This window comes from Microbacterium sp. DMC48, from assembly GCF_056313825.1.
On sequence record NZ_JBQUZN010000004.1, the window covers coordinates 582,619 to 605,844 of the forward strand.

General features: G+C 68.5%; 23 protein-coding genes. 8 read left to right on the forward strand and 15 right to left on the reverse strand.

All coding sequences use genetic code 11. From position 1 onward, the window contains the following. Positions 1-5: 5 nt before the first annotated feature. The 10 genes from ACT53O_RS08115 to sufB all read right to left on the reverse strand — a co-directional run bounded on the left by ACT53O_RS08115 (position 6) and on the right by sufB (position 9,187). Positions 6-848 carry an ABC transporter ATP-binding protein gene (locus ACT53O_RS08115; protein WP_476151743.1) on the reverse strand — a complete coding sequence of 281 codons (843 nt, stop codon included), beginning with the start codon at positions 846-848 and terminating at the stop codon, positions 6-8. After that, positions 845-1,861: a FecCD family ABC transporter permease gene (locus ACT53O_RS08120; RefSeq protein WP_476151745.1), complete on the reverse strand. Its 1,017-nt coding sequence runs from the start codon at positions 1,859-1,861 to the stop codon at positions 845-847. The genes ACT53O_RS08115 and ACT53O_RS08120 overlap by 4 nt, the downstream gene beginning before the upstream one ends. Beyond that, positions 1,858-2,868: a FecCD family ABC transporter permease gene (locus tag ACT53O_RS08125; RefSeq protein WP_476151747.1), complete on the reverse strand. Its 1,011-nt coding sequence runs from the start codon at positions 2,866-2,868 to the stop codon at positions 1,858-1,860. Before ACT53O_RS08125 ends, ACT53O_RS08120 begins: the two co-directional genes overlap by 4 nt. Then, positions 2,868-3,806, reverse strand: coding sequence for a siderophore-interacting protein (locus ACT53O_RS08130; RefSeq protein WP_476151749.1), 939 nt, complete (start codon positions 3,804-3,806; stop codon positions 2,868-2,870). Before ACT53O_RS08130 ends, ACT53O_RS08125 begins: the two co-directional genes overlap by 1 nt. Positions 3,807-3,878: 72 nt before the next feature. Then, complete coding sequence (locus ACT53O_RS08135; RefSeq protein ID WP_476151751.1) at positions 3,879-5,039, reverse strand: MalY/PatB family protein; 1,161 nt, start codon at positions 5,037-5,039, stop codon at positions 3,879-3,881. A gap of 58 nt (positions 5,040-5,097) precedes the next feature. After that, a complete protein-coding gene (locus tag ACT53O_RS08140) occupies positions 5,098-5,427 on the reverse strand; it encodes a metal-sulfur cluster assembly factor (protein ID WP_036318394.1) in 330 nt (109 codons plus the stop codon). A 10-nt stretch (positions 5,428-5,437) separates the two neighbouring features. Beyond that, entirely contained in the window at positions 5,438-6,208 is a 771-nt protein-coding gene (gene sufC, locus ACT53O_RS08145; RefSeq protein ID WP_039416096.1) for a Fe-S cluster assembly ATPase SufC, read from the reverse strand. A 14-nt stretch (positions 6,209-6,222) separates the two neighbouring features. Beyond that, positions 6,223-6,552 carry a non-heme iron oxygenase ferredoxin subunit gene (locus ACT53O_RS08150; RefSeq protein ID WP_061681565.1) on the reverse strand — a complete coding sequence of 110 codons (330 nt, stop codon included), beginning with the start codon at positions 6,550-6,552 and terminating at the stop codon, positions 6,223-6,225. Then, positions 6,549-7,769 carry a Fe-S cluster assembly protein SufD gene (gene sufD / locus ACT53O_RS08155; RefSeq protein WP_476151754.1) on the reverse strand — a complete coding sequence of 407 codons (1,221 nt, stop codon included), beginning with the start codon at positions 7,767-7,769 and terminating at the stop codon, positions 6,549-6,551. Before sufD ends, ACT53O_RS08150 begins: the two co-directional genes overlap by 4 nt. Beyond that, a complete protein-coding gene (gene sufB, locus ACT53O_RS08160) occupies positions 7,769-9,187 on the reverse strand; it encodes a Fe-S cluster assembly protein SufB (RefSeq protein WP_112931624.1) in 1,419 nt (472 codons plus the stop codon). Before sufB ends, sufD begins: the two co-directional genes overlap by 1 nt. 292 nt (positions 9,188-9,479) lie before the next feature. On the opposite strand from sufB, the gene ACT53O_RS08165 reads away from it, so the two are divergent. Further along, positions 9,480-10,475 (forward strand): COX15/CtaA family protein, encoded by a 996-nt coding sequence (locus ACT53O_RS08165; protein WP_295778695.1) that lies wholly within the window; start codon positions 9,480-9,482, stop codon positions 10,473-10,475. Between the two features lie 84 nt (positions 10,476-10,559). Then, positions 10,560-10,973, forward strand: coding sequence for a dinucleotide-utilizing enzyme (locus tag ACT53O_RS08170; protein ID WP_295778698.1), 414 nt, complete (start codon positions 10,560-10,562; stop codon positions 10,971-10,973). Positions 10,974-11,034: 61 nt separating this feature from the next. Here the strand turns inward: ACT53O_RS08170 and ACT53O_RS08175 are convergent, their stop codons facing one another. Further along, positions 11,035-11,961: a heme o synthase gene (locus tag ACT53O_RS08175; protein WP_295778700.1), complete on the reverse strand. Its 927-nt coding sequence runs from the start codon at positions 11,959-11,961 to the stop codon at positions 11,035-11,037. Between the two features lie 265 nt (positions 11,962-12,226). On the opposite strand from ACT53O_RS08175, the gene tkt reads away from it, so the two are divergent. From tkt to pgl, 6 genes are read left to right on the forward strand one after another with little or no spacing between them, the layout of a single operon-like run. Further along, a complete protein-coding gene (tkt, locus tag ACT53O_RS08180) occupies positions 12,227-14,305 on the forward strand; it encodes a transketolase (protein WP_476151757.1) in 2,079 nt (692 codons plus the stop codon). Then, positions 14,302-15,444 (forward strand): transaldolase, encoded by a 1,143-nt coding sequence (gene tal / locus ACT53O_RS08185; RefSeq protein ID WP_476151759.1) that lies wholly within the window; start codon positions 14,302-14,304, stop codon positions 15,442-15,444. The genes tkt and tal overlap by 4 nt, the downstream gene beginning before the upstream one ends. After that, positions 15,441-17,060, forward strand: a complete 1,620-nt coding sequence (locus tag ACT53O_RS08190) for a glucose-6-phosphate isomerase (RefSeq protein ID WP_476151761.1) — start codon at positions 15,441-15,443, stop codon at positions 17,058-17,060. The genes tal and ACT53O_RS08190 overlap by 4 nt, the downstream gene beginning before the upstream one ends. Before the next feature lie 24 nt (positions 17,061-17,084). Further along, positions 17,085-18,635, forward strand: a complete 1,551-nt coding sequence (zwf, locus tag ACT53O_RS08195) for a glucose-6-phosphate dehydrogenase (RefSeq protein ID WP_036287896.1) — start codon at positions 17,085-17,087, stop codon at positions 18,633-18,635. Continuing rightward, positions 18,632-19,573, forward strand: coding sequence for a glucose-6-phosphate dehydrogenase assembly protein OpcA (locus ACT53O_RS08200; RefSeq protein ID WP_039416105.1), 942 nt, complete (start codon positions 18,632-18,634; stop codon positions 19,571-19,573). The genes zwf and ACT53O_RS08200 overlap by 4 nt, the downstream gene beginning before the upstream one ends. 8 nt (positions 19,574-19,581) lie before the next feature. Beyond that, the gene (gene pgl / locus ACT53O_RS08205) at positions 19,582-20,361 is read left to right on the forward strand and encodes a 6-phosphogluconolactonase (protein ID WP_061681588.1); all 780 of its coding nucleotides are present in this window, start codon (positions 19,582-19,584) and stop codon (positions 20,359-20,361) included. Positions 20,362-20,449: 88 nt separating this feature from the next. Here the strand turns inward: pgl and ACT53O_RS08210 are convergent, their stop codons facing one another. The 4 genes from ACT53O_RS08210 to ACT53O_RS08225 form a co-directional block, all read right to left on the reverse strand. Beyond that, positions 20,450-20,806 carry an RNA polymerase-binding protein RbpA gene (locus tag ACT53O_RS08210; protein WP_036287901.1) on the reverse strand — a complete coding sequence of 119 codons (357 nt, stop codon included), beginning with the start codon at positions 20,804-20,806 and terminating at the stop codon, positions 20,450-20,452. Further along, positions 20,806-21,054 carry a preprotein translocase subunit SecG gene (gene secG / locus ACT53O_RS08215; protein WP_036283588.1) on the reverse strand — a complete coding sequence of 83 codons (249 nt, stop codon included), beginning with the start codon at positions 21,052-21,054 and terminating at the stop codon, positions 20,806-20,808. The genes ACT53O_RS08210 and secG overlap by 1 nt, the downstream gene beginning before the upstream one ends. Positions 21,055-21,223: 169 nt before the next feature. After that, positions 21,224-22,006 carry a triose-phosphate isomerase gene (gene tpiA, locus ACT53O_RS08220; RefSeq protein ID WP_082013795.1) on the reverse strand — a complete coding sequence of 261 codons (783 nt, stop codon included), beginning with the start codon at positions 22,004-22,006 and terminating at the stop codon, positions 21,224-21,226. Next, positions 22,006-23,223, reverse strand: coding sequence for a phosphoglycerate kinase (locus ACT53O_RS08225; protein WP_476151765.1), 1,218 nt, complete (start codon positions 23,221-23,223; stop codon positions 22,006-22,008). Before ACT53O_RS08225 ends, tpiA begins: the two co-directional genes overlap by 1 nt. Positions 23,224-23,226 lie beyond the last annotated feature (3 nt).

Consider the following 23,226-nt stretch of genomic DNA (forward strand, 5'->3'; position numbering starts at 1 on the left):
CTTTCTCAGGGACGTGCAGGGGTGGCCTCGTCGACGAGCGCAGCAGAGCTCGTCGACGGGACGGGGATGACGATCGGGGTGGCCGTGAGGGGATCGGGGATCACCAGTGCGGACAGTCCGAAGGCACGGCGGATCGTCTCGGCGGTCATGACCTCGGCGGGAGCGCCATGGGCGATGATGGCGCCGGCGTGCATGACGACGAGGTCGTCGGCGTAGCGGGCCGCGAGGTTGAGGTCGTGCAGCACGGCGACGACCGTCGTCCCGCGCTCGCGGTTGAGTTCGCGCAGCAGGTCGAGCACCTCGAGCTGATGGCTGAGGTCGAGGAAGGTGGTGGGCTCGTCCAGCAGCAGGATGCGCGGATCCTGGGCCAGGGCCATCGCGATCCAGACGCGCTGACGCTGACCTCCCGACAGATCCCCCACTGGACGCTCGGCGAGCTCGGTGATGCCGGTCCACGCCATCGCCTCGTCGACCCGCGCCGTGTCCTGGGCGCTCCAGCGCTGCAGCAGCCCGCGATGGGGATGCCGCCCCCGACCGACCAGCTCGGCCACCGTGACGCCGTCAGGCGCGGTCGGATGCTGCGGAAGAAGACCCACCGTCTGGGCCAGCGAGCGGCGCGGGATGCCGCGAACGTCCGCCCCATCGATCTCCACCCGACCCGCGAGCGGAGCATGCAGCCGTGCGAGCGTGCCGAGCAGAGTGGACTTTCCCGAGGCGTTCGCGCCGATGATCATCGTGACCCGACCCGGGCCGATCTCGAGGTCGAGGCCGTCGATGACGCGACGCCCGGGATAGCCGGCGGCGAGGGCACGCGCGGTCAAGCGGGGGGAAGCGGAGTGCGAGGTCACAGCCGGCGTCCTTTCGAGGTGGCCAGAAGCCAGAGGAGGAAGAGAGCCCCGACCGCACCGGTGACGATGCCGACGGGCACGGCCATGCCGGGGAGGGCGTACTGGGCGACGAGGTCGGCCGCGAGCAGCAGCGCGGCGCCCACGACGGCGCTCGTGCCGAGGCCCACCGCTCCGTGGCGCAGGAGCGCTCGAGCGATCGCGGGGGCACAGAGCGCGATGAAAGAGATGGGCCCGACGAACGCACAGGTGACGGCGGTGAGCAGCACGGCGCTGGTGACGACCACGACACGCACCGGTCCGCTCGCCACACCCAGCCCGTGGGCGGCTTCGCGCCCGAGCTGCACGAGAGGCAGCCACCGCGACGCGACGATCAGCGCGGGGACGAGCGCGACGAAGACGACGAGCACGACGAGCACCTGCCACCACGGCGTCGAGGCGAGGCTTCCGGTGAGCCAGAGAAGCGCGACCTGGGCCTGTTCGACCTTGGCGCGCACCATCATGAGGTTGATGAGTGCCGAGGTGAGGAACGAGACACCGATACCGGCCAGGATCAACCGGAAGCCGCCGTCACGCAGCGATCGACCGGCGAGCATGAGCACGACCGCGACGGCGGAGCCGCCCACGAAGGCGAACACGGCGACGAGCGGTCCGGTGGTGCCGAGGAGGAGGATCGCGGACACCGCCGCCAGCCCGCTCCCCCCGGAGATGCCGAGCAGGTCGGGACTGGCGAGGGGGTTGCTGAGGAACGATTGCAGGAGCGCACCGGCGGCACCGAGCGCGGCGCCGGCGACGAGAGCCATGGCGGCGCGCGGCGCGCGCACCTGGAACACGACGTACTGTTCGATCCTCGTTCCCGACCCGGTCAGCGTCGCCCACAGGCGATCGGGGGTGATCGGGTAGTCGCCGACCGAGATCGCCACTGCCGCGGCCAGCACGACGGCGACGATGACCGCGACGACGACGACGCGACGACGACGCGTAGCCGCGCGCCGGACGGTCAGCGCGGCGCTCACAGCATGCTCCGACGCGGCTGGAGGACGAGCCCGATCAGAACGGGAGCGCCGATGATCGCGACGACGATGCCGGCCTGCACTTCGCCCGGCGGCGCGACGATGCGTCCCGCGACGTCGGCCAAGAGCAGGAACACTCCGCCGTAGAGCATTCCGAGCGGCAGCAGACGTGCGTAGCTGCCACCGACGACGGCGCGCAGCGCATGCGGGACGAGCAGTCCGAGGAAGACGATCGGGCCGGCGATCGCCGTCGCTCCGCCGCACAACAGCACCGTCGCGACGATGCCGAGCACCCGGCTGCGGCCGACATCGTGCCCGAGACCGGCGGCGGAGTCCGTGCCCAGGGCCACGAGGTCGAGGCCGCGGGCCGATATCAGGGCAAGCACGGCGCCGACGACGAGTGCGGGAAGCACGAGCGCGACGGCATCCAGACCACGTGTCGACAGGCCTCCGGCTGCCCAGTACCGATAGACGTCCAGCGCGTAAGAGTTCGTGTTGAGGATCAGGAAGGTGACCGCGCTGAGTCCGGCCGTCACGGCCGCGCCGGTGAGGGCGAGCCGCGCGGGTCCGCCGTCCGCTCCGCGGCCGCCGATCATCGCCACGATCACCGCCGCCAGGGCGGCACCGCCGAAGGCGAACCACACGAAGCCGTCCGGCGTCGACAGTCCGAACAGGGTGATCGCCGCCAGCACCGCGACGGAGGCACCCGCGTTCAGCCCGAGGAGTCCGGGATCGGCGAACGGGTTGCGTGTGAGCCCCTGCATGACCGTGCCCGCCAGCGCGAGCGCGGCGCCGGCACAGACGCCGATGACGGTGCGCGGCACGCGCTGCGTCACGACGACGATGTGGTCGGGATTGGAGCCGTCGAACGCCACGAGGGCCTGCCACACGTCGGCCGGGGCGATCTGCCGTGCGCCCACACCCAGCGAGAGCACGACGAACACCGCGAGGAGGGCGGCTCCGATCGCCGCGACGACCAGTGTTCGTCGCGGTCGTACCGGCGCGCTCATTAGAGGCGCTCGGACTGCCCGAGACGCCAGTAGCCCATGAAGGCCACGCGCTTACGGTCGACCCCGCACTCCGACACGAGCAGCCGCCGCAGCGTCTTGACCGTCGCCGACTCCCCCGCCATCCACGCGTAGAACTCGCCGTCGCCGTCCTCGGGGCTGTCCCACAGCAGCTCACGATCGACGTCGATCTCATCGAGGGCCTGAGGCCGGGGCGCCGCGGCGCGCGCGATCACCTCGGCGTGATCCCGCGTCCACCTGGTCACCGCTTCGACGAGCGCGACCCCGTGCGGACGGTCTGCCCGCACGATCCAGCTGAGCCGCGCGCCGGATACCGCCGGCAGCTGCGGTCGCAGCGCATCGTCGTCGTCGGGCACCTCGACGAACGCGTCGACCTCGCACCGCGGATCGAGTGACTCCAGGATGCTGCAGATCGCGGGAGCGGCGGTCTCGTCTCCGGCCAGCAGCAGCCGTCGGGCGGTGCCGGGATGCCAATCCAGGCCGATGCGCGACTGCGGGCTGCGCTCATCGGGACCGATGATGACGAGCTCGTCGCCGACGGCAGCGCGCTCGGCCCAGGATCCCGCCGGACCGGCATCGTGATGCACGACGAAATCGACGGCGAGCTCGCGAGCGGCGGCATCCACACGACGCACCGTGTACGTGCGGAACGGATTGCGGCGCGCAGACGGCAGCGCCCGCCATCTGTCGTACCAGTCGCCGGCATGCTCCGCCTGACCGAAGTCGGAGTATCCCCCCGCGACATCGGCCAGGGGCAGGACGATCTTGATCCGCTGATCGAGACCCGCGGTGCCGAACCACTCCAGCTCGGGACCGGTGAACCACACCCGCACGAAGTGCGCAGAGAGCCGCTCGACGGCGCGGACACGGACGGCATACGGGCGGTAGGCCGGGCGGACGGCGGTCGCAGATTCGGTCACACTCTAAGGGTAGCCTTACCTTCTTCAGATGTCACACCGGCGACGCGGAGCTGCGCTCGTGGGGCGCACGCCTCACGCGTCGACGAGACGCCCGATCCGCGCGATGGCTTCGGTGAGAACCTCCGGCCCGCAGCCGAAGTTCACGCGAACGTGGCCGGCGCCCTGCGGCCCGAACTGCGGTCCATGATGGACGGCCACTCGCGCCTCAGCGAGGATGCGGGTGGCCGGGTCGTCGCCCCAGCCGTAGGCGCTCAGATCGACCCAGGCGAGATAGCCCGCGTCCGGCACGCGATAGCGAGCGCGCGGGAGGTGCGCGGCCAGCAGATCGGCAAGCAGACGGCGGTTGAGATCGAGTCGGGCGCGCAGGGCGTCGAGCCACTCATCGGATGCCGCGTCCAGTGCCGCGACACTGGCGATCGCGCCCAACAGCCCCGTACGCCACTCCACCTCCGACGGCAGGCCGCGCACGACGGCGGCGGTCCGTTCGTCTCCCGTCACCATCACCGCGCACTTCAACCCCGCGAGGTTGAACGCCTTGGAAGGGCTGGTGACCGTATAGCCGACCGCGGCGGCTTCCACCGATGACGCGAGAAACGGGGTGAAGGTCGCATCGTCGTACACGAGCGGCGCATGGATCTCGTCACTGATGACCGCGGCACCGTGACGCGCCGCGATCCGGGCGAGAGCGGCCAGCGTCTCGCGCGAATGGACGGTACCGGTGGGGTTGTGGGGATTGCACAGCAGCACGGCGCGCGCACCGTCGGCCAGCGCCGCGTCGATGCCGTCCAGGTCGAGTTCCCAGGCCGCACCCGTATCGCGCAGCGGCACGGGTGCCACACGGCATCCGGCTTCTTCCACCGTCATCGTGAAGGGCGGATACACCGGTGGGGTGATCACGACCGCGTCACCGGGCGCGGTGACCGCGCGCAGGATCTCGACGACGCCCATCATGACGTCACCCGTCGTCCGCACGCGGTCGGCATCGACCACCCAGTCGAAGCGGCGAGCGGCGAACGATGCGAAGGCATCGCGCACGCCGGGATCGGGTGGTGTGTACCCGGTGTCGCCGAGCTCGACCGCCGTGCGCAAGGCGCTCGTGATCAGCGGCGCGAGGGGGAAATCCGTCTCAGCCACGAACAGGGGAAGGACATCGGAACCGTACGTCCGCCACTTCGTACTGGAGCGCCGTTGCAGGGTCTCCAGCGGAAGTGCTTCCAGAGGAATGATGCTCACCCCTCGAGCCTAGCGACGGCGACGCTGCGGCCGCGCAGCCGCCGACATCTGATGACGATCAGATGGCGAACCCCAGCGCGCGCATCATGTCGCGTCCGTCGTCGGTGATGCGTTCCGGTCCCCACGGCGGCATCCACACCCAGTTGATGCGGAAGCGATCGACCACGTTGTCCAGAGCCTGCGCGGTCTGCTCTTCGAGCACGTCGGTGAGCGGACAGCCGGCGGAGGTCAGCGTCATGTGAATGACGAGGGCGTCGTTCTCCTCGTCCCAGCTGAGATCGTAGATGAGACCGAGGTCGACGACGTTGATTCCGAGCTCGGGATCCATCACGTCCTTGAGCGCCTCGGTGACGTCGTCGTACTTCTCCGGACTGAGGGTCGCAGTCATGCGTTCGATCCTATGCCTCGACGATGTCGGAGGGCTCGAGGTAGCGGTCATAGCCCTCGTCCTCCAGACGCTCCGCGAGCTCCGGACCGCCCTCCTCGGCGACGCGGCCCTTCACGAGCACGTGCACGAAATCGGGCTTGATGTAGCGGAGGATGCGCGTGTAGTGGGTGATCAGCAGCACGCCGAGATCGGTCGCGTCCTTCGCACGGTTCACACCTTCGGAGACGATCTTCAGGGCGTCGACGTCGAGGCCGGAGTCGGTCTCGTCCAGCACGGCGATCGCCGGCTTGAGCAGTTCGAGCTGGAGGATCTCGTGGCGCTTCTTCTCACCGCCGGAGAATCCCTCGTTGACGTTGCGAGCGGCGAACTTCGGGTCCATGCGAAGGTTCTTCATCGCCTCCTTGACGTCCTTCGTCCATGTGCGGATCGCGGGCGCCTCACCGTCGATCGCCGTCTTCGCCGTACGCAGGAAGTTCGTGACGGTCACCCCGGGAATCTCGACCGGATACTGCATCGCGAGGAAGAGCCCCGCACGCGCACGCTCGTCGACCGACATCGCCAGCACGTCCTCGCCGTCCAGAGTGATCGTGCCCTGGGTCACGGTGTACTTGGGGTGACCGGCGATCGTGTAGGCGAGGGTCGACTTTCCGGAGCCGTTGGGACCCATGATCGCGTGGGTCTCGCCGGTACGCACCGTCAGGTCGACGCCATTGAGGATGGGGGTCTCCCCCGCGTCGGTCTCGACCGTCACGTGGAGGTCGCGGATCTCGAGAACAGCCATGTCAGTTACCTTCTTCAGTTCACGTCTTTGAGGACAGCGGGATCGATCAGGACGTCATTCCCGTCGATCGTGACCGCGTACACGGGCACCGGCTCATAGGCCGGAAGGTTCAGGGGGCGGCCGGTGCGCAGCGAGAAGGCCGAGCCGTGGGCCCAGCACTCCAGGGTCTCCCCTTCCACGAACCCGTCCGACAGCGAGATGTCGCCGTGCGTGCAGGTGTCGCCGATCGCATGGACCTCACCGTTCGAATCCAGGACGACGGCCATCGGAACGCCGTCGATCTCGACGCGCACCGCGGTGTCCTGGGTGAGGTCGCTCAGGCTGAGCGCCTTCTGCGCGGTCATGCGTGTTCTCCTTCGGCCGCCGTCGCCAGAGCCAGCTCGTCCTCGATCGCGGCGATGAGCTCGTCCTGCAGGACCGGCACATTGATCTTCTGGACGATCTCGGCGAGGAATCCCAGCACGACCAGACGTCGAGCCTCGTCCTCCGCGATTCCACGCGCCTGCAGGTAGAACAGCTGCTCATCGTCGAAGCGCCCGGTCGCGCTCGCGTGTCCCGCGCCGCGGATGTCGCCCGTCTCGATCTCGAGGTTGGGGATCGAGTCGGCGCGTGCACCGTCGGTGAGCACGAGGTTGCGGTTGGCCTCATACGAGTCGGTGCCCACGGCATCCGGTCCGATGAGCACGTCACCGACCCAGACGCTGCGCGCGGACTCGCCCTGCAGCGCTCCCTTGTAGAGCACGTCTCCGACCGTCTGCGCACCCTTGTGGTGCAGGTAGACCTGGCTCTCCAGGTGCTGACCGGCGTCGGCGAACGACAGACCGTAGAGTCTGCCCTCCGCACCTGCTCCCGCGAGCTCGACAGACGGGTTCACGCGAACGACGCGTCCGCCGAGACTGACCACGACGTGGGTCAGCGTCGCGTCGCGGTCGACCCGCGCCTGGTGAGATGCCAGGTGAATGGCGTCATCGTCCCAGCGCTGTACCGAGACGACCGTCAGCGCGGCGCCGTCACGAACGATGATCTCGACGTTCTGCGCCTGCTGTGCGGTACCGGCGTGGCGCAGCACGACCGTCGCCCGTGAGTGCGCCTGTGCCTCGATCACGACGTGCGCATGCGCGACACCGCCGCGTCCGGTCAGCTGCACGACGATCGGCTCGTCGAGTTCGACGCCCGAGGGGATGCGGATGAGCGGAGCCTCGTCCTCCTGCGCCCAGGCGATCGCACTGACACGGTCCTCGGGACGGAAGACCTCACCGCGTGGGGCCTCCCCGACGCGCAGACGGATCTGCTCGACGGACGAAGGCGCACTCACGTCGACGCCGATGACGTCGTGGGGGGCCGGCTCGTCCCGCAGCAGGTCGCCCAGGAGCGCCAACGGGGTGTGCTTCCAGTTGACCTCGCGACCGGTCGGCACGGCGAAATCGGCGGGATCGAACGACGTCGGCCGCTCCGATCGTGTCTGCACCGGTACGAAGCCGGAGACCAGCGTGGCCGCAGGGTCGATGTGACCCTCCGCCCGGATGCTCTCGCCGGCAGGGGTCTGAGTCGCTGTCGTCATCAGCCGACGGATCCTTCCATGCCCATCTCGATGAGCTTGTTGAGCTCGAGGGCGTACTCCATGGGCAGTTCGCGCGCGATGGGCTCGATGAAGCCGCGCACGATCATCGCCATCGCCTCGTCCTCCGGCATGCCGCGGCTCATCAAGTAGAAGAGCTGTTCTTCGCTCACCTTCGAGACCGTCGCCTCATGACCCAGCTGCACGTCGTCGACGCGGATGTCGATCGCGGGGTAGGTGTCCGAGCGCGAGATCGTGTCGACCAGGAGCGCGTCGCAGCGCACGGTGTTCGCGGAGTGGTGGGCGTTGGCGTCCACGCGCACCTCGCCGCGGTAGCCGGCCCGGCCGCCGCCACGGGCGATCGACTTGGAGACGATCGAGGACTGCGTGTAGGGAGCCATGTGGATCATCTTCGCGCCGGCGTCCTGGTGCTGTCCGGGACCGGCGAAGGCGACCGACAGCGTCTCACCCTTGGCATGCTCACCCATCAGGTAGATGGACGGGTACTTCATCGTGACCTTCGACCCGATGTTGCCGTCGATCCACTCCATCGTCGCGCCCTCGTGCGCGATCGCACGCTTGGTGACGAGGTTGTAGACGTTGTTCGACCAGTTCTGGATCGTCGTGTAGCGCACGCGCGCGTTCTTCTTCACGATGATCTCGACGACGGCCGAGTGCAGCGAGTCGCTCTTGTAGATCGGGGCCGTGCAGCCCTCGATGTAGTGGACGTAGCTGCCCTCGTCGGCGATGATCAGCGTCCGCTCGAACTGGCCCATGTTCTCCGTGTTGATGCGGAAGTAGGCCTGCAGCGGGATCTCGACGTGCACGCCCTTCGGGACGTAGACGAACGATCCCCCCGACCAGACGGCCGTGTTGAGGGCCGCGAACTTGTTGTCACCGGCGGGGATGACGGTGCCGAAGTACTCCTCGAAGAACTCGGGGTGCTCGCGCAGCGCCGTGTCGGTGTCCATGAAGATGACACCCTGATCCTCGAGCTCCTGCTGGATCTGGTGATAGACGACCTCGGACTCGTACTGAGCGGCGACGCCGGCGACGAGGCGGGCGCGCTCCGCCTCGGGGATGCCGAGCTTCTCGTACGTGTTCTTGATGTCCTCGGGCAGGTCCTCCCACGACTGGGCCTGCTTCTCGGTGGAGCGCACGAAGTATTTGATGTTGTCGAAGTCGATGTCCGACAGATCGGCACCCCAGGTCGGCATCGGCTTGCGGCCGAACAGCTGATATCCCTTGAGGCGGGTCTTCAGCATCCACTCGGGTTCGTTCTTGAGAGCCGAGATCCCGCGGACGACGTCCTCGTTGATCCCGCGCTGGGCGACGGCGCCGGCGGCGTCTTCGTCGTGCCAGCCGAATTCATAGACACCCAGTCCCTCGAGTTCGGGACGGTCGATGAGCACATCCGACATGGGGTTTGCCTCCTTCGTGCCCGGCGGTGTCATCCGCTCCGGCATTCCTGCGCCTGCGCCTGTCTCACGATCGGAGTGTCGTGGGCGAAGGTCGGATGCCGCTTCCAGGGCCGTTTTCGTGTCGTTTTCTCCGACGGGGTCTTCGTCGGGGCGCGCACCGCGCGCGCCTAGACTGTAGGGGGCGTGACGCGCTTCGCGCGCCGCTGTTCCCACCCCTTCAGTCTATAGGCAACACCCCGACGCGGGCGTGGCCGGCGCCCGTCCGGGCGCGCATCCGGGAGGCGACCCCACCATGTCCGCACCGCAGACCTCCAGCCCCGAGACCGACGCCGCGGCGTTCGACGCCCCGGTCGGGCGCGGACTCCTGACGCGACTTCCCGCGCGTGTCGGACGGCCGACGCGCGTGCTCGCGTGGCTCGTGCTGATCAGCAACATCGTGATCGTCGGCACCGGTGGTCTCGTGCGTCTGACCGGTTCGGGGATGGGCTGCGAGACGTGGCCGTACTGCACCCCGGATTCGCTCGTCCCGACGCAGGAACTCGGCATCCACGGGCTCATCGAGTTCGGCAACCGCACCCTCACGGGGGTTCTCGTGATCGTCGCACTGCTCGCGTTCCTGTCCGTCGTGCGACTGTGGCGCACGCGCCCGGAGCTGCCCCGCCTCGTCCTGGCCATCGGCATCGGCATCATCCTCCAGGCCGTCATCGGCGGTATCACGGTGTGGCTGCACCTGCACCCCAGCATCGTCGGGCTGCACTACCTGCTGTCGGCGGCGCTGGTCGCGATCGCCGCCGCCTACGTCGTCCGCGTCTACGCCCGACCCGGCGCGCGCGTCCTCGTCGTGCCGCGCGGGTATGCCGTCGTCGCGCACATGACGAGTGTCGTCGTGCTGGTCACCGTGATCATCGGCATCCTGCTGACCGGCTCCGGCCCGCACGCCGGCGACACGGCCGCCGCCCGTAACGGCCTGGATCCGATCTTCTGGCAGCACGTGCACAGCTGGCCCGCATACGTCCTCTTCGCGCTCACGCTGGTGCTGTTCGGATGGTCGTACCGGCTGAGCCCGGCGACCGGCATGAGGAGATGGACCGGTCTGCTGCTGGGCGTGGAACTCGTGCAGATCGCGATCGGGCTGTGGCAGGCGCGCACGGGCCTTCCGATCGCGCTCGTGAACATCCACATGATGCTCGCCGTGACGCTCGTGGCGGCGATGACCGCGGTGATCCTGCACATGAAGCAGCCGCGTGACATGCTGGATGCCGGCGACCGGTCCACAGCGATCTCATAGCCGGCGCATCACTGCTCCTCTGGTGGTTCGCAGATAGTCGAAGTGTCGTCGCGCGTGCGGCGACGTGACAGAAGGAGCTTCCCCATGCCCAACACCGCCCGTGTGATCCGCAGCATCCCGTTCTGGGTGCTCGTGGGCGGCTCGCTCGTCGCCGTCGGCGGCGGCGTCTACCTGCTCGTCGACAAGCTGACCGTCATGGCCAGCACTCTCGCCGATGGCACCGCCACCGGTGTCGAGGTCTACGCCGGTCAGATCTGGGCCGTTCTCGGCGCGATCCTCATCGGCGTCGGCCTCATCGGTCTGGCTCTGGCGCTCACCCTCGGTACCATCGGCTCGCTCGCGCGCGGCGCGACGCCGAGTGTCGTCGCCGAAGAGATCGACGTGGTCGAGATCGTCGAGCCGGCGGCGAACGCCGCACCGGTGGCCGAGACGGTCACCTCGCCGGTGTCGGAGACCGACGAGCCCGCTCAGGCGTCCGCCGAGCGTCCCACCGTCTGATCCCGCACCCGAAGACACGAAGGCGCCGATCCCCGCGGGGACCGGCGCCTTCGTCGTCCGATCAGAACGGCAGCAGCGGGTCGATCGCGATGGCGACGAACAGGAGCGTGAGGTACGTGATCGACGCGTGGAAGACACGCATCGGACGACTCTGCTCCCCGCGGACGGCGCGGTTGTAGAGCACATGGGACTCGACGATGAACCAGCCGCCGAAAACGAGTGCGGATGCCGTGTACATGAGTCCCATACCCGCGACCGGGATGAGCAGGAGCGAAGAGGCCACGGTGGCCCAGGCGTAGAGGATGACCTGCAGCCCGACCTGCCGACCGTTGCGGGTGGCGCCCAGCATCGGCACGTCTGCTTCTCGGTAGTCACCCTTGTACTTCATCGAGAGCGGCCAGTAGTGCGGCGGAGTCCAGAGGAAGACGAGGAGGAAGAGGACGAAGGGAGCCCAGGTCAGCGATCCCGTGACCGCAGACCACCCGATGAGCACGGGGAAGCACCCGGCGATCCCGCCCCAGACGATGTTCTGTTCGGTGCGGCGCTTGAGCAGCATCGTGTAGATGACCACATAGAAGAAGATGGCGACGGCGCTCAGCGCCGCGGCCAGCCAGTTGGTGGTCAGCAGAAGCCAGAGCGTGGACCCCACGGCCAGACTCCACGCGAACACCAGGGCGCCCCGCGGCGTCACCTCGCCCGTCACGAGTGGCCGATTCTCGGTGCGCCGCATATGCGCATCGATGTCGCGATCGAGGTACATGTTGAAGGTGGCAGCCGATCCCGCGCTCATCGCGCCGCCGATCACCGTCGCCAGCACGAGCCAGAGGCTCGGCATCCCACCTTGCGCCAGGATCATGACCGGAACGGTCGTCACCAGGAGCAGCTCCAAGACGCGCGGCTTCGTCAAGGCGACGTAGGCGCGGACCTTCTGACCGAGGGAACGAGCGACCGCGACGTCGGTCACCGCGGACACGCTCGACTGCACCATGTCCGCTGACCCCTTCCCCGGCTCACTCCAGATCCTCGTCCAGTCTAGGTCACGACCAATCGGGTGATCGCCCGGGCCATGGACGCCCTGCGACCGGCCGGCATCCACCGACGAATTGTCACGGACGACACATGCGGCCTGCGACCCGCGGCACTTCGCTAAGCTGAAAACACAGGCGTCGCCGAGCGCCGGCAGGCAGCGCTTCGACGCCGCCGCGGCCGGCTCGAGAGTCGGACGCACTCCCCTCTTTTCGAAAGGGCACCACGTGTCGGAACTGGTTTGGGATGAGATCGATCGGCGCGCGGTGGACACCGCTCGCGTGCTGGCCGCGGATGCCGTGGAGAAGGTGGGCAACGGACACCCCGGCACGGCGATGAGCCTGGCGCCGGCCGCGTACCTGCTCTACCAGCGCGTCCTGCGCCACGATCCCTCGGACACGCACTGGATCGGCCGCGACCGCTTCATCCTCTCGGCGGGACACTCGTCGCTGACCCAGTACGTCCAGCTCTATCTCGGCGGTTTCGGACTCGAGCTGTCCGACCTGGAATCCCTCCGCACGTGGGGCTCCTTGACCCCCGGACACCCCGAGTACGGGCACACGAAGGGCGTCGAGATCACCACGGGCCCGCTCGGTCAGGGTCTGTCCTCGGCCGTGGGCTTCGCCTACGCGGCCCGCTACGAGCGCGGCCTGTTCGACCCCGAGGCGGCCGCCGGCACGAGCCCGTTCGATCACTTCGTGTACGTGATCGCGGGCGACGGCGACCTCCAGGAAGGTGTCACGAGTGAGGCCTCGAGCCTGGCCGGACACCAGAACCTCGGAAACCTTATCGCCATCTACGACTCGAACCAGATCTCCATCGAGGACGACACCAACGTCGCCTTCACGGAAGACGTCGCGGCGCGTTACGAGGCGTACGGCTGGCAGGTGCAGACGGTCGACTGGAAGAAGTCCGGCGAGTACGTCGAGGACGTCGCCGAACTGTACGCGGCCATCGAAGCCGCGAAGGGTGAGACCGAGAAGCCGTCGCTCATCATCCTCAAGACGATCATCGGCTGGCCCTCGCCCGGCAAGCAGAACAGCGGCAAGATCCACGGCTCCGCCCTCGGCGCCGTGGAGCTCGCGGCGACCAAGAAGGTGCTCGGCTTCGACCCGGAGGCCTCGTTCGTCGTCGCCGATGACGTCATCGCCCACACCCGCGCTCTGAAGGACCGGGCCGCCGAGGCGCGTGCGGCCTGGCAGGCCGACTTCGATGCATGGGCGGCCGCGAACCCCGAGCGCAAGAGCCTGCTCGACCGCCTCGAGGCCGGCGAGCTGCCCGCCGATGTCTCCGTCCCGGAGTTCACGCCCGGTAAGGACGTGTCCACGCGTGCGGCATCCGGCCAGGTCATCAACGCGCTCGCCGCGCAGTTGCCCGAGCTCTGGGGTGGTTCTGCCGATCTCGCCGAGTCCAACCTCACCACGATCAAGGACGCCAAGTCGTTCATCCCCGCGGAATGGTCCACCCACGAGTGGTCGGGCGACCCCTACGGTCGTGTGCTGCACTTCGGCATCCGCGAGCACGCGATGGGTGCGATCGTCAACGGCATCAAGCTGCACGGACCGACGCGTCCGTTCGGCGGCACCTTCCTCATCTTCAGCGACTACATGCGCCCGCCGGTGCGTCTGGCCGCTCTGATGGACATCCCGTCGATCTTCGTGTGGACGCACGACTCGGTCGCCCTCGGCGAGGACGGACCCACGCATCAGCCGATCGAGCAGCTGTCGACGCTGCGCCTCATCCCGAACTTCACCGTGGTGCGCCCGGCGGATGCGAACGAGACATCCGCGGCCTGGCTGGAGATCGTCCGTCGCACGAGCGGCGGCCCGGTCGGCATCGCGTTGACGCGTCAGAACATCCCCGTGTTCCCCCGCGGCGAGGCGGGCTTCGCGACCACCGACGGGGTGGCCAAGGGTGCCTACGTCCTCATCGACGCCGAGGGCGGGGAGCCGGATGTGATCCTCATCGCGACCGGCTCCGAGGTGCAGCTCGCGGTCGCCGCGCGCGAGACGCTCGCCGGCGAGGGTATCAAGGCCCGCGTCGTGTCGGCGCCGTCGCTCGAGTGGTTCGCCGAGCAGGATGCCGCCTACCGCGAGAGCGTGCTGCCGGCGGCCGTCACGGCACGCGTGTCGGTGGAGGCCGGCTCGACGCCGCTCTGGCGCGGGATCGTGGGCGACAGCGGCCGCACGGTCGGCATCGATCACTTCGGCGCGTCCGCCGATTACAAGACCCTGTTCGAGAAGTTCGGTATCACCACCGATGCGGTCGTGGAAGCGGCCCGCGCAACCGTCAAGGAGAACGCATGAGCACCCCCACTTCGGGCTCGACCCCGACCCAGCAGCTCGTCGACGCCGGCGTCAGCATCTGGCTCGACGACCTCTCCCGCGCGCGCATCGCTTCGGGGAACCTCGCCGACCTGATCTCGTCGCGCAACGTCTCGGGCGTCACGACGAACCCGTCGATCTTCCAGGCTGCGATCGGCAACCAGAACGACGACTCGTACGACGCCCCCCTGGCCACCCTGGCCGAGAGCGGCGCCGATGTCGACTCCGCGATCTTCGAGCTCACGACCACCGACGTGCGCGACGCCGCAGACATCTTCCGCGGTGTGTTCGACGCCACGGGCGGCGTCGACGGCCGCGTGTCGATCGAGGTCTCCCCCGACCTCGCCCACGACACCGACGCGACCATCGCCGAGGCCGAGAAGCTGTGGGCCAAGGTCGATCGACCCAACACCCTCATCAAGATCCCCGCGACCAAGGCCGGGCTCCCCGCGATCACCGCCGTCATCGGTGCGGGCATCTCGGTCAACGTGACGCTGATCTTCTCTCTCGAGCGCTACGCCGAGGTCATCGACGCCTACCTGGCAGGCCTCGAGCAGGCACGGGCGGCCGGCCACGACCTGTCCGGCATCCACTCCGTCGCCTCGTTCTTCGTCTCGCGCGTGGACACCGAGGTCGACAAGCGTCTGTCGGCTTTCCAGAACGAGGATGCCGAGGCGCTCAAGAGCCGTGCGGGGCTGGCGAACGCGCGTCTGGCGTACGAACTCTTCGAGCAGCGGTTCGCGACCCCGCGCGCTCAGGAGCTCATCTCCGCCGGTGCGAACGTGCAGCGTCCGCTGTGGGCATCGACCGGCGTGAAGGACCCTGCGCTGCCCGACACGCTCTACGTCACCGAGCTCGTCGCGCCCGGCACCGTCAACACGATGCCGGAGAAGACGCTCGAAGCCACCTTCGACCACGGTGTCATCACCGGCGACACCGTCACCGGTGCCTACGATGACGCACACCTGGTCTTCTCTCAGCTCGCGGAACTCGGCGTCGACATCACCGATGTCACCCAGACGCTCGAGGACGAGGGTGTTGCGAAGTTCATCGCATCGTGGCAGGACCTGAAGAAGACTGTCGCCGAGGCGCTGGCGAAGGCCCCGGAGACCAGCCGGTGAGTTTCGAGATCCACGTCTCGGGTCACGTCAAGCAGGTCGTCGACCAGACCGTTCCTGGTCTGGTCGACAGCCTGGTCGCCAGCGGTATCACCGCCGGCGACCCCGACCTGTGGGGACCCGAGGCGGCATCCGAGGCGGCCGTCCGCCTCGGATGGGTGGACGCGGTGAGCGTGTCACGGCCCCTCGTCGACGAGATCCTCGCGTTGCGCGCAGATCTCGTCGCACGGGGTCTCACCCGCGTCGTGCTCGCGGGGATGGGAGGCTCATCCCTCGCGCCGGAGGTCATCACCCGCACGGCAGGTGTACCGCTGGTGATCCTCGACTCGACCGACCCGGCGCAGGTCCTGGCCGCGATCGACGGGGATGCCGAGTCCGGCAGCCTCGCACAGACGGTTCTCGTCGTCGCGTCGAAGTCGGGCTCGACCATCGAGACCGATTCTGCGCAGCGCGCCTTCACGGCCGCCTGGTCGGATCTCGGCATCGATCCGTCCGAGCGCATCGTCGTGGTCACCGACCCGGGATCCCCGCTCGAGCAGTCCGCCCGCGAGGCCGGCTACCGCGTGTTCACCGCCGACCCGAACGTGGGGGGACGCTATTCAGCGCTCACGGCCTTCGGGCTGGTGCCCTCGGGGCTCGCGGGCGTGGACATCGCTGAGCTCCTGGACGAGGCGGAGGCGACGCTTCTGGAGGTCGCCATCGACGACCCCCGCAACCCCGCGCTCACCCTCGCCGCGGCCATCGCCGGTGGCGACCCGCGGCGCGACAAGCTGGGCCTGATCAGCGATGGCACGCACATCGTGGGCCTGCCCGGCTGGATCGAGCAGCTCGTGGCGGAGTCGACGGGCAAGCACGGCACCGGCATCCTTCCCGTGGTGCTGCTGCCGCTGTCCCCGGAGGTCGACCGGACTCCGGCGGACATGCAGCTCGTACGCCTGGTGGACGACGCGGTGCATTTCCGGCTCATCGAGCAGCACCCCGACGAAGTACTCGTCAGCGGTTCGCTGGGCGCCCAGTTCGTCGTCTGGGAGTACGCGACGGCCATCGCGGGACGCATGCTGGGCATCAATCCGTTCGACCAGCCCGACGTCGAGTCCGCCAAGGCCGCCGCTCGCGCGCTGCTCGATTCTCGCCCCGCCCTCAGCGACCCCGCCTTCACAGCGAACGGCGTCGAGGTGCGCGTGTCCGATCCCGAGCTGGCCGCGTCCGGCACACTCGCCGGGGTGCTGGACGCCCTGTGGGCTCGTCTCGGTCCCGACGGCTACGTCGCCGTGCAGGCCTACGCCGATCGCACCTCGGTGCCTCAGCTTTCCGGCATCCGCGAACTCATCGCCGCCGACACGGGCCGTCCGACGACGTTCGGCTGGGGTCCCCGCTTCCTGCACTCGACAGGGCAGTTCCACAAGGGCGGACCGGCCAGCGGCGTGTTCTTGCAGATCATCGGAGCCGGAGAGGTCGATCTGGAAATACCCGGTCGCCCGTTCACGTTCCGTCAGTTGATCACCGCTCAGGCGGCCGGCGACGCGGATGTGCTCGTCGCGCACGGACGACCCGTGGTCACCCTCACCCTGACCGACCCTCAGGTCGAGGTGCTTTCCCTGTTCGAGGCCGCGCAGTAGCGCGACCAGGAGGAGTCTTTCTCGATGACTGCCGAGATTTCGCGCGACCACAATCCGTTGCGCGATCCCGATGACCGCCGCCTCAACCGCATCGCCGGTCCCAGCGCGCTGGTGATCTTCGGCGTGACAGGCGATCTGTCGCGCAAGAAGCTGATGCCGGCCGTGTACGACCTCGCCAACCGGGGACTTCTGCCTCCCGGTTTCGCCCTCGTGGGCTTCGCGCGTCGCGACTGGGAGGATCAGGACTTCGCGAACGTCGTCCACGATGCCGTTCGTCAGTACGCGCGCACGCCGTTCCGCGAGGAGACGTGGAAGCAGCTGCTGCAGGGCATCCGCTTCGTGTCGGGCGAGTTCGGCGATGACGACGCGTTCCGCCGTCTGCGCGAGACGGTGGAGAAGCTCGACGTCGAACGGGGAACGATGGGAAACCACGCGTTCTACCTGTCGATCCCGCCGCGCGATTTCCCGATCGTGGCCAAGCAGCTGAAGGCGTCCGGACTGGTCGACGACAAGTCGAACAACCCGGATGCGTGGCGTCGGGTGGTCATCGAGAAGCCGTTCGGCAGCGACCTGCAGACGGCTCGCGAACTCAACGCCACACTCGAGGTCGCCTTCCCGGCCGACTCGATCTTCCGCATCGACCACTACCTCGGCAAGGAGACGGTGCAGAACATCCTCGCACTGCGCTTCGCGAACGAGCTGTACGAGCCGCTGTGGAACGCCAATTACGTCGATCACGTGCAGATCACGATGGCCGAGGACATCGGTGTCGGCGGACGCGCGGGCTACTACGACGGAATCGGCGCGGCACGCGACGTGATCCAGAACCACCTTCTCCAGCTGCTCGCACTGACCGCGATGGAGGAGCCCATCTCGATGGACGCGAAGGACCTGCGGGCCGAGAAGGAGAAGGTCCTGGCGGCGGTTCGCCTGCCCGATGACCTGTCCACGGCCACGGCGCGCGGCCAGTACGGCGGCGGCTGGCAGGGCGGCGAGAAGGTCACGGGCTTCCTCGAAGAAGACGGCATGAACCCGGAGTCGACGACCGAGACGTACGCGGCCGTGAAGCTCGAGATCGCTACGCGACGCTGGGCGGGCGTGCCCTTCTACCTGCGCACCGGCAAACGCTTGGGACGACGGGTGACGGAGATCGCCGTCGTGTTCAAGCGCGCACCGCAGCTGCTGTTCCAGCGCAACCAGACGCTCGAGCTCGGACAGAACGCGCTCGTGATCCGCGTGCAGCCCGACGAAGGTGTGACGATCCGATTCGGCTCGAAGGTGCCCGGTGCGGGCAACGAGGTGCGCGACGTCACGATGGACTTCGGCTACGGCCACGCGTTCACCGAGTCGAGCCCCGAAGCTTACGAACGCCTCATCCTCGACGTGCTGCTGGGCGACCCGCCGCTGTTTCCCCGTCACGAGGAGGTCGAGCTCTCGTGGAAGATCCTCGACCCCGTAGAGGAGTACTGGAGCGCCCAGGGCGGACCGCTCGAACAATACTCCCCCGGCTCGTGGGGTCCTCCCTCGGCCGATGAACTTCTGGCCCGCGACGGCCGCGTCTGGAGGCGTCCATGATCGTCGACCTGCCCGACACCACGGTGTCGAAGATCGCGCGTTCGCTCGTGAGCGTGCGCGAAGAGGGCGGCGCCGTAGCCCTCGGTCGTGTGCTGACCCTGGTGATCGTCACGACCCACGGCCTGCACGAGGAAGCGATCGAGGCTGCCAACGACGCCTCTCGTGAGCACCCGATGCGCGTCATCGTGCTCATCGCGAATCCCGAAGGCGATGCCAAGCTCGACGCGCAGATCCGCGTCGGAGGCGACGCCGGCGCCAGCGAGGTCGTGGTGCTGCGCGCGCAGGGCGACGTCGCAACCAATCAGGAGGGCCTCGTGACCGGGCTCCTGCTGCCGGACGCCCCCGTCATCGCGTGGTGGCCCGACTTCCCTCCCACCGAGCCCGCGGCATCCGACATCGGCCGCATGGCGCAGCGCCGCATCACCGACGCGTCGACGAAGCCCTACGCCAAGGATCGCCTCTCGCGTCTCGGGCCGTCGTACGAGCCCGGCGACACCGACCTCGCGTGGACACGCCTGACGCACTGGCGGGAGCAGTTGGCGGCGGTGCTCGACCAGCCGCCCTACGAGCCGGTGACGGGCGTCGAGGTGGTCGGAGCCGGCAGCTCGCCCTCGACCGGTCTGCTCGCCGCATGGCTGCGACTCAAGCTCGACGTGCCGGTCACCTGGCGCTACTCGCCCCCGGAGGAATGGGAGCACGGCATCCAGAAGGTGCGGCTGACGCGTGCGAGCGGCGACATCGTACTCGAGCGGACGAACGACATCGACGCCACGCTCACGCAGCCCGGACAGCCGTCGCACGACATCGTCCTCCCCCGCCGGACACTGCGCGAATGCCTCGCGGAAGAACTGCGCAGGCTCGATCCGGACCTCCTGTATGGTCGAGTGATCACGGAGGGCTGGGAGCTTCTCGGCCCGGCGACCACGAGCGAGTCCTAGGAGTTCCGATGGCGCAGATGTGGACCGAGAAGCGCGTCGTGATCAGCCCTGACGCGCCGACGCTGGCGGCGGCGGTCGCCGAACGCCTGCTGTCCCGTCTCGCCCGTCGATCGGCCGCAGGCAAGACGACCCACATCGCTCTGGCGGGCGGCCAGATCGGCACTGCGGTGCTACGCGCCGCCGGCGACAGCCCTCGGCGTGCCGACATCGACTGGTCGCTCGTGCACATCTGGTGGGGCGACGAGGTGTTCACGACGCCGGACGACGTCGATCGCCACGACAGCGCCGCCCGCGCCGCGCTCTTGGACCGGGTCGCGCTGCCGGCGAGCAACATCCACGCGATCGCGGCCAGTGACGTCGCCGCCGATCCGGATGCCGCCGCGGCCGCGTACGCCGACGAGCTGTCGCGCTTCGGCACGCCGGAGCAGGCGTGGCCGGAGTTCTACGTCTGCTTCCTCGGCGTCGGCTCCGATGGACACGTCGCGTCGCTCTTCCCCGATCGGGTCGAGATCCAGCTGACGGACCGTACGGTGGTCGCCGTTCGTGACGCCCCGAAGCCGCCCCCCGTGCGCGTCACGATGACCCGCCCGGTGATCAACTCGGCGCGCTGCGTCTGGCTCGTCGTCTCTGGTACCGACAAGGCCGCCGCCCTCGGCCTGGCCCTGGCCGGCGCCAGCTATGAGACGGTGCCGGCCGCAGGCGCAAAGGGCCGCAAGAAGACGATGTTCTTCGTCGACGAGGCCGCCGCGGCGAACGTGCCGGCGGAGCTCATCGACCAAGACTTCTGATCGACGCCGCTATCACGCCAGAAGCCCTCGTACGAAACGATCGTTCGTCGCACGAGGGCTTCTTCGTCGGCCGTGAGGCCGGTGAAACTCAGGCTTGGCCGCGGCGTTCGCGCAGCTGCTGCAGTGCATCGTCGAGGAGGGCGTCGGCCTCTTCGTCGGTGCGGCGCTCCTTCACGTAAGCCAGGTGTGTCTTGTAGGGTTCCGTCTTCGCGAGCGCAGGGGGATTGTCCTTGTCGCGTCCCGCCGGCAGACCCGAGTGCGGCGAATCGATGACGTCGGGGATCTCCTCCTCCGCGATACCCGCGGCGAAGTAGCGGACGGTCTCGTTGCCCAGCGCATCCCAGTACGACACGGCGATGCGGTCGGCGTGATGGCCGTGATCCTGCTCGCCCATGGGTCCGGCACCCACTCGGGTGCCACGAATCGCGTTTCCGCCGGTTGCCATCAGAGCCCCTGGAATTTGGTGATGAGTCCGAGCGCGACGATCGCGACGAACCAGACGAGTGCGAGGACGACCGTGAAACGGTTGAGGTTGCGTTCCGCGAGACCCGACGATCCGAGCGCTGAACTCATGCCGCCGCCGAACATGTCGGACAGACCGCCACCGCGCCCCTTGTGCAGGAGGATCAGGAGGGTCAGCAGGAGGCTGGTGATGCCCAGCACCACCTGCAGTACGAACTCGAGGATATCCACAGTCGAAAATGCCTTTCGCGGCGCCCGCGTCATCGAGCGCACAAAGGTCGAGTATACCGACGTTTCGGCTCGCACCCGCGGTGCTGCTCAACGACCGGGCCTTGGATCCCGGTCGTTGAGCGAGCGAAGCGAGTCAACCGCAGGCCGACGCGCGCGGAACCGCAGCGTGTCAGACGCCGACGTGCTTCTGGTAGCGGATGATGGCGGCGAACTCGTCGGCCACCAGGCTCGCGCCGCCGACGAGCGCGCCGTCGACATCGGGCTCACGCATGAAGCTGGCGATGTTGCCCGACTTCACCGAACCGCCGTAGAGCACACGGGTACGCGCCGCGGCGTCCGCACCGAGAGTCTCGGAGAGCACCTCGCGCAGGGCCGTGCATACCTCCTGAGCCTGCTCGGGAGAGGCCACCTGACCGGTGCCGATGGCCCAGACGGGCTCGTAAGCGACCACGATGTCCGCGTCGGCTGCGACTCCGGCGAGAGCCGCCTGGAGCTGAGCGACCGAGACCGCCGTGGGCCCCGACTGTTCGCGCTGCTCCAGGGTCTCGCCGACGCAGATCACCGGGACCAGGCCGTGCCGCAGCGCGGCCTGGACCTTGTCGGCGACGATCGCGTCGGACTCGTGGTGGTAGTCACGACGCTCGGAGTGACCGATGATCACGTAGCGGCAGGCCAGCTTGCTCAGGAAGGCTCCCGAGACCTCGCCGGTGTACGCGCCGCTGTCGTGCGTCGACAGGTCCTGCGCCCCGAGTGCGAAGGGGATCTTGTCGGCGTCCAGCAGCGTCTGGACGGTGCGCAGATCGGTGAACGGCGGGAAGACGGCCACCTCGACCGAGCCCTCGTCGTGCCCGGCATCCTTGAGCGTCCAGTGCAGCTTCTGCACGAAGGCGACCGCCTGCAGGTGGTCGAGGTTCATCTTCCAGTTGCCGGCGATGAGCGGTGTGCGCGACATCAGGCCTCCCATCCCAGGATCTCCAGCCCGGGGAGCTTCTTGCCCTCCAGGAACTCCAGGCTCGCGCCACCACCGGTCGAGATGTGACCGAACTGGTCGTCCGCGAAACCGAGCTGACGAACGGCTGCCGCCGAGTCACCGCCACCGACGACCGACAGACCGTCGACCTCGGTGAGCGCCTGCGCGACCGTCTTCGTCCCGGCCGCGAAGGCCGGCATCTCGAACACACCCATCGGGCCGTTCCAGAACACCGTCTTCGCGCCGCGAATCGCGTCGGCGAAGATCTCCGCCGTACGCGGACCGATGTCCAGACCCATGCCGTCGGCGCCGAAGGGAGTGTCCTCCAGCGCGTCGGCGGCGGCGACGACGTGATCGGCGTCGGCGGCGAAGCCGGATGCCATGACCGCGTCGACGGGGAGGATCAGCTCGACCCCGCGCGCCGCGGCATCCGCGATGTAGCCCTTGACGGTCTCGATCTGGTCGGTCTCGAGGAGGCTCTTGCCCACCGGGTGGCCCTGAGCGGCCAGGAAGGTGAAGAGCATGCCGCCGCCGACGAGGATCTTGTCCGCGCGAGGCAGCAGATGGGCGATGACACCCAGCTTGTCGCTCACCTTCGACCCGCCGAGGACGACGGCGTAGGGACGCTCGGGGTTCTCCGTGAGGCGATCGAGGACGTCGACCTCCTTCTCGATCAGATATCCCGCGGCCGACGGCAGAAGCTCGGCGAGGTCGTAGACCGACGCCTGCTTGCGGTGCACGACGCCGAAGCCATCGGAGACGAGCACATCGCCGAGGTCGGCCAGCTGCTCCGCGAAAGCGCGACGCTCGGCGTCGTCCTTCGCGGTCTCACCGGCGTTGAAGCGCAGGTTCTCGATGACGGTCACATCGCCGTCCTCGAGGGCTGCGACGGCCTCCTGCGCGGACTCCCCCACCGTGTCGCGGGCGAAGACGAGGGGCTTGCCGAGCAGCTCGGAGAGGCGCTGAGCGACCGGCTCGAGGCTGTACTTCGGATCGGGCGCGCCGTCCGGGCGTCCGAGGTGGGAGCACGCGATGACGCGCGCGCCCTGGTTGATGAGCTCGTTGAGGGTCGGAAGAGCCGCCCGGATACGGCCATCGTCCGTGATGACGCCGTCCTTCAGAGGGACGTTGAAGTCAACACGGACGATGACACGCTTACCGGCCAGCGACCCGAGGGATGCAAGGGTGCGCAAAGCCATGGT

Coding starts and splice junctions, on each gene's coding strand:
- ACT53O_RS08125 (WP_476151747.1), bottom strand. CDS start 2,868: ATGAGCGCGCCGGTACGACCGCGACGAACACTGGTCGTCGCGGCGATC.
- ACT53O_RS08140 (WP_036318394.1), bottom strand. CDS start 5,427: ATGACTGCGACCCTCAGTCCGGAGAAGTACGACGACGTCACCGAGGCG.
- sufC (WP_039416096.1), bottom strand. CDS start 6,208: ATGGCTGTTCTCGAGATCCGCGACCTCCACGTGACGGTCGAGACCGAC.
- ACT53O_RS08150 (WP_061681565.1), bottom strand. CDS start 6,552: ATGACCGCGCAGAAGGCGCTCAGCCTGAGCGACCTCACCCAGGACACC.
- sufD (WP_476151754.1), bottom strand. CDS start 7,769: ATGACGACAGCGACTCAGACCCCTGCCGGCGAGAGCATCCGGGCGGAG.
- sufB (WP_112931624.1), bottom strand. CDS start 9,187: ATGTCGGATGTGCTCATCGACCGTCCCGAACTCGAGGGACTGGGTGTC.
- ACT53O_RS08165 (WP_295778695.1), top strand. CDS start 9,480: ATGTCCGCACCGCAGACCTCCAGCCCCGAGACCGACGCCGCGGCGTTC.
- ACT53O_RS08170 (WP_295778698.1), top strand. CDS start 10,560: ATGCCCAACACCGCCCGTGTGATCCGCAGCATCCCGTTCTGGGTGCTC.
- ACT53O_RS08175 (WP_295778700.1), bottom strand. CDS start 11,961: ATGGTGCAGTCGAGCGTGTCCGCGGTGACCGACGTCGCGGTCGCTCGT.
- tal (WP_476151759.1), top strand. CDS start 14,302: ATGAGCACCCCCACTTCGGGCTCGACCCCGACCCAGCAGCTCGTCGAC.
- zwf (WP_036287896.1), top strand. CDS start 17,085: ATGACTGCCGAGATTTCGCGCGACCACAATCCGTTGCGCGATCCCGAT.
- ACT53O_RS08200 (WP_039416105.1), top strand. CDS start 18,632: ATGATCGTCGACCTGCCCGACACCACGGTGTCGAAGATCGCGCGTTCG.
- pgl (WP_061681588.1), top strand. CDS start 19,582: ATGGCGCAGATGTGGACCGAGAAGCGCGTCGTGATCAGCCCTGACGCG.
- ACT53O_RS08210 (WP_036287901.1), bottom strand. CDS start 20,806: ATGGCAACCGGCGGAAACGCGATTCGTGGCACCCGAGTGGGTGCCGGA.
- tpiA (WP_082013795.1), bottom strand. CDS start 22,006: ATGTCGCGCACACCGCTCATCGCCGGCAACTGGAAGATGAACCTCGAC.
- ACT53O_RS08225 (WP_476151765.1), bottom strand. CDS start 23,223: ATGGCTTTGCGCACCCTTGCATCCCTCGGGTCGCTGGCCGGTAAGCGT.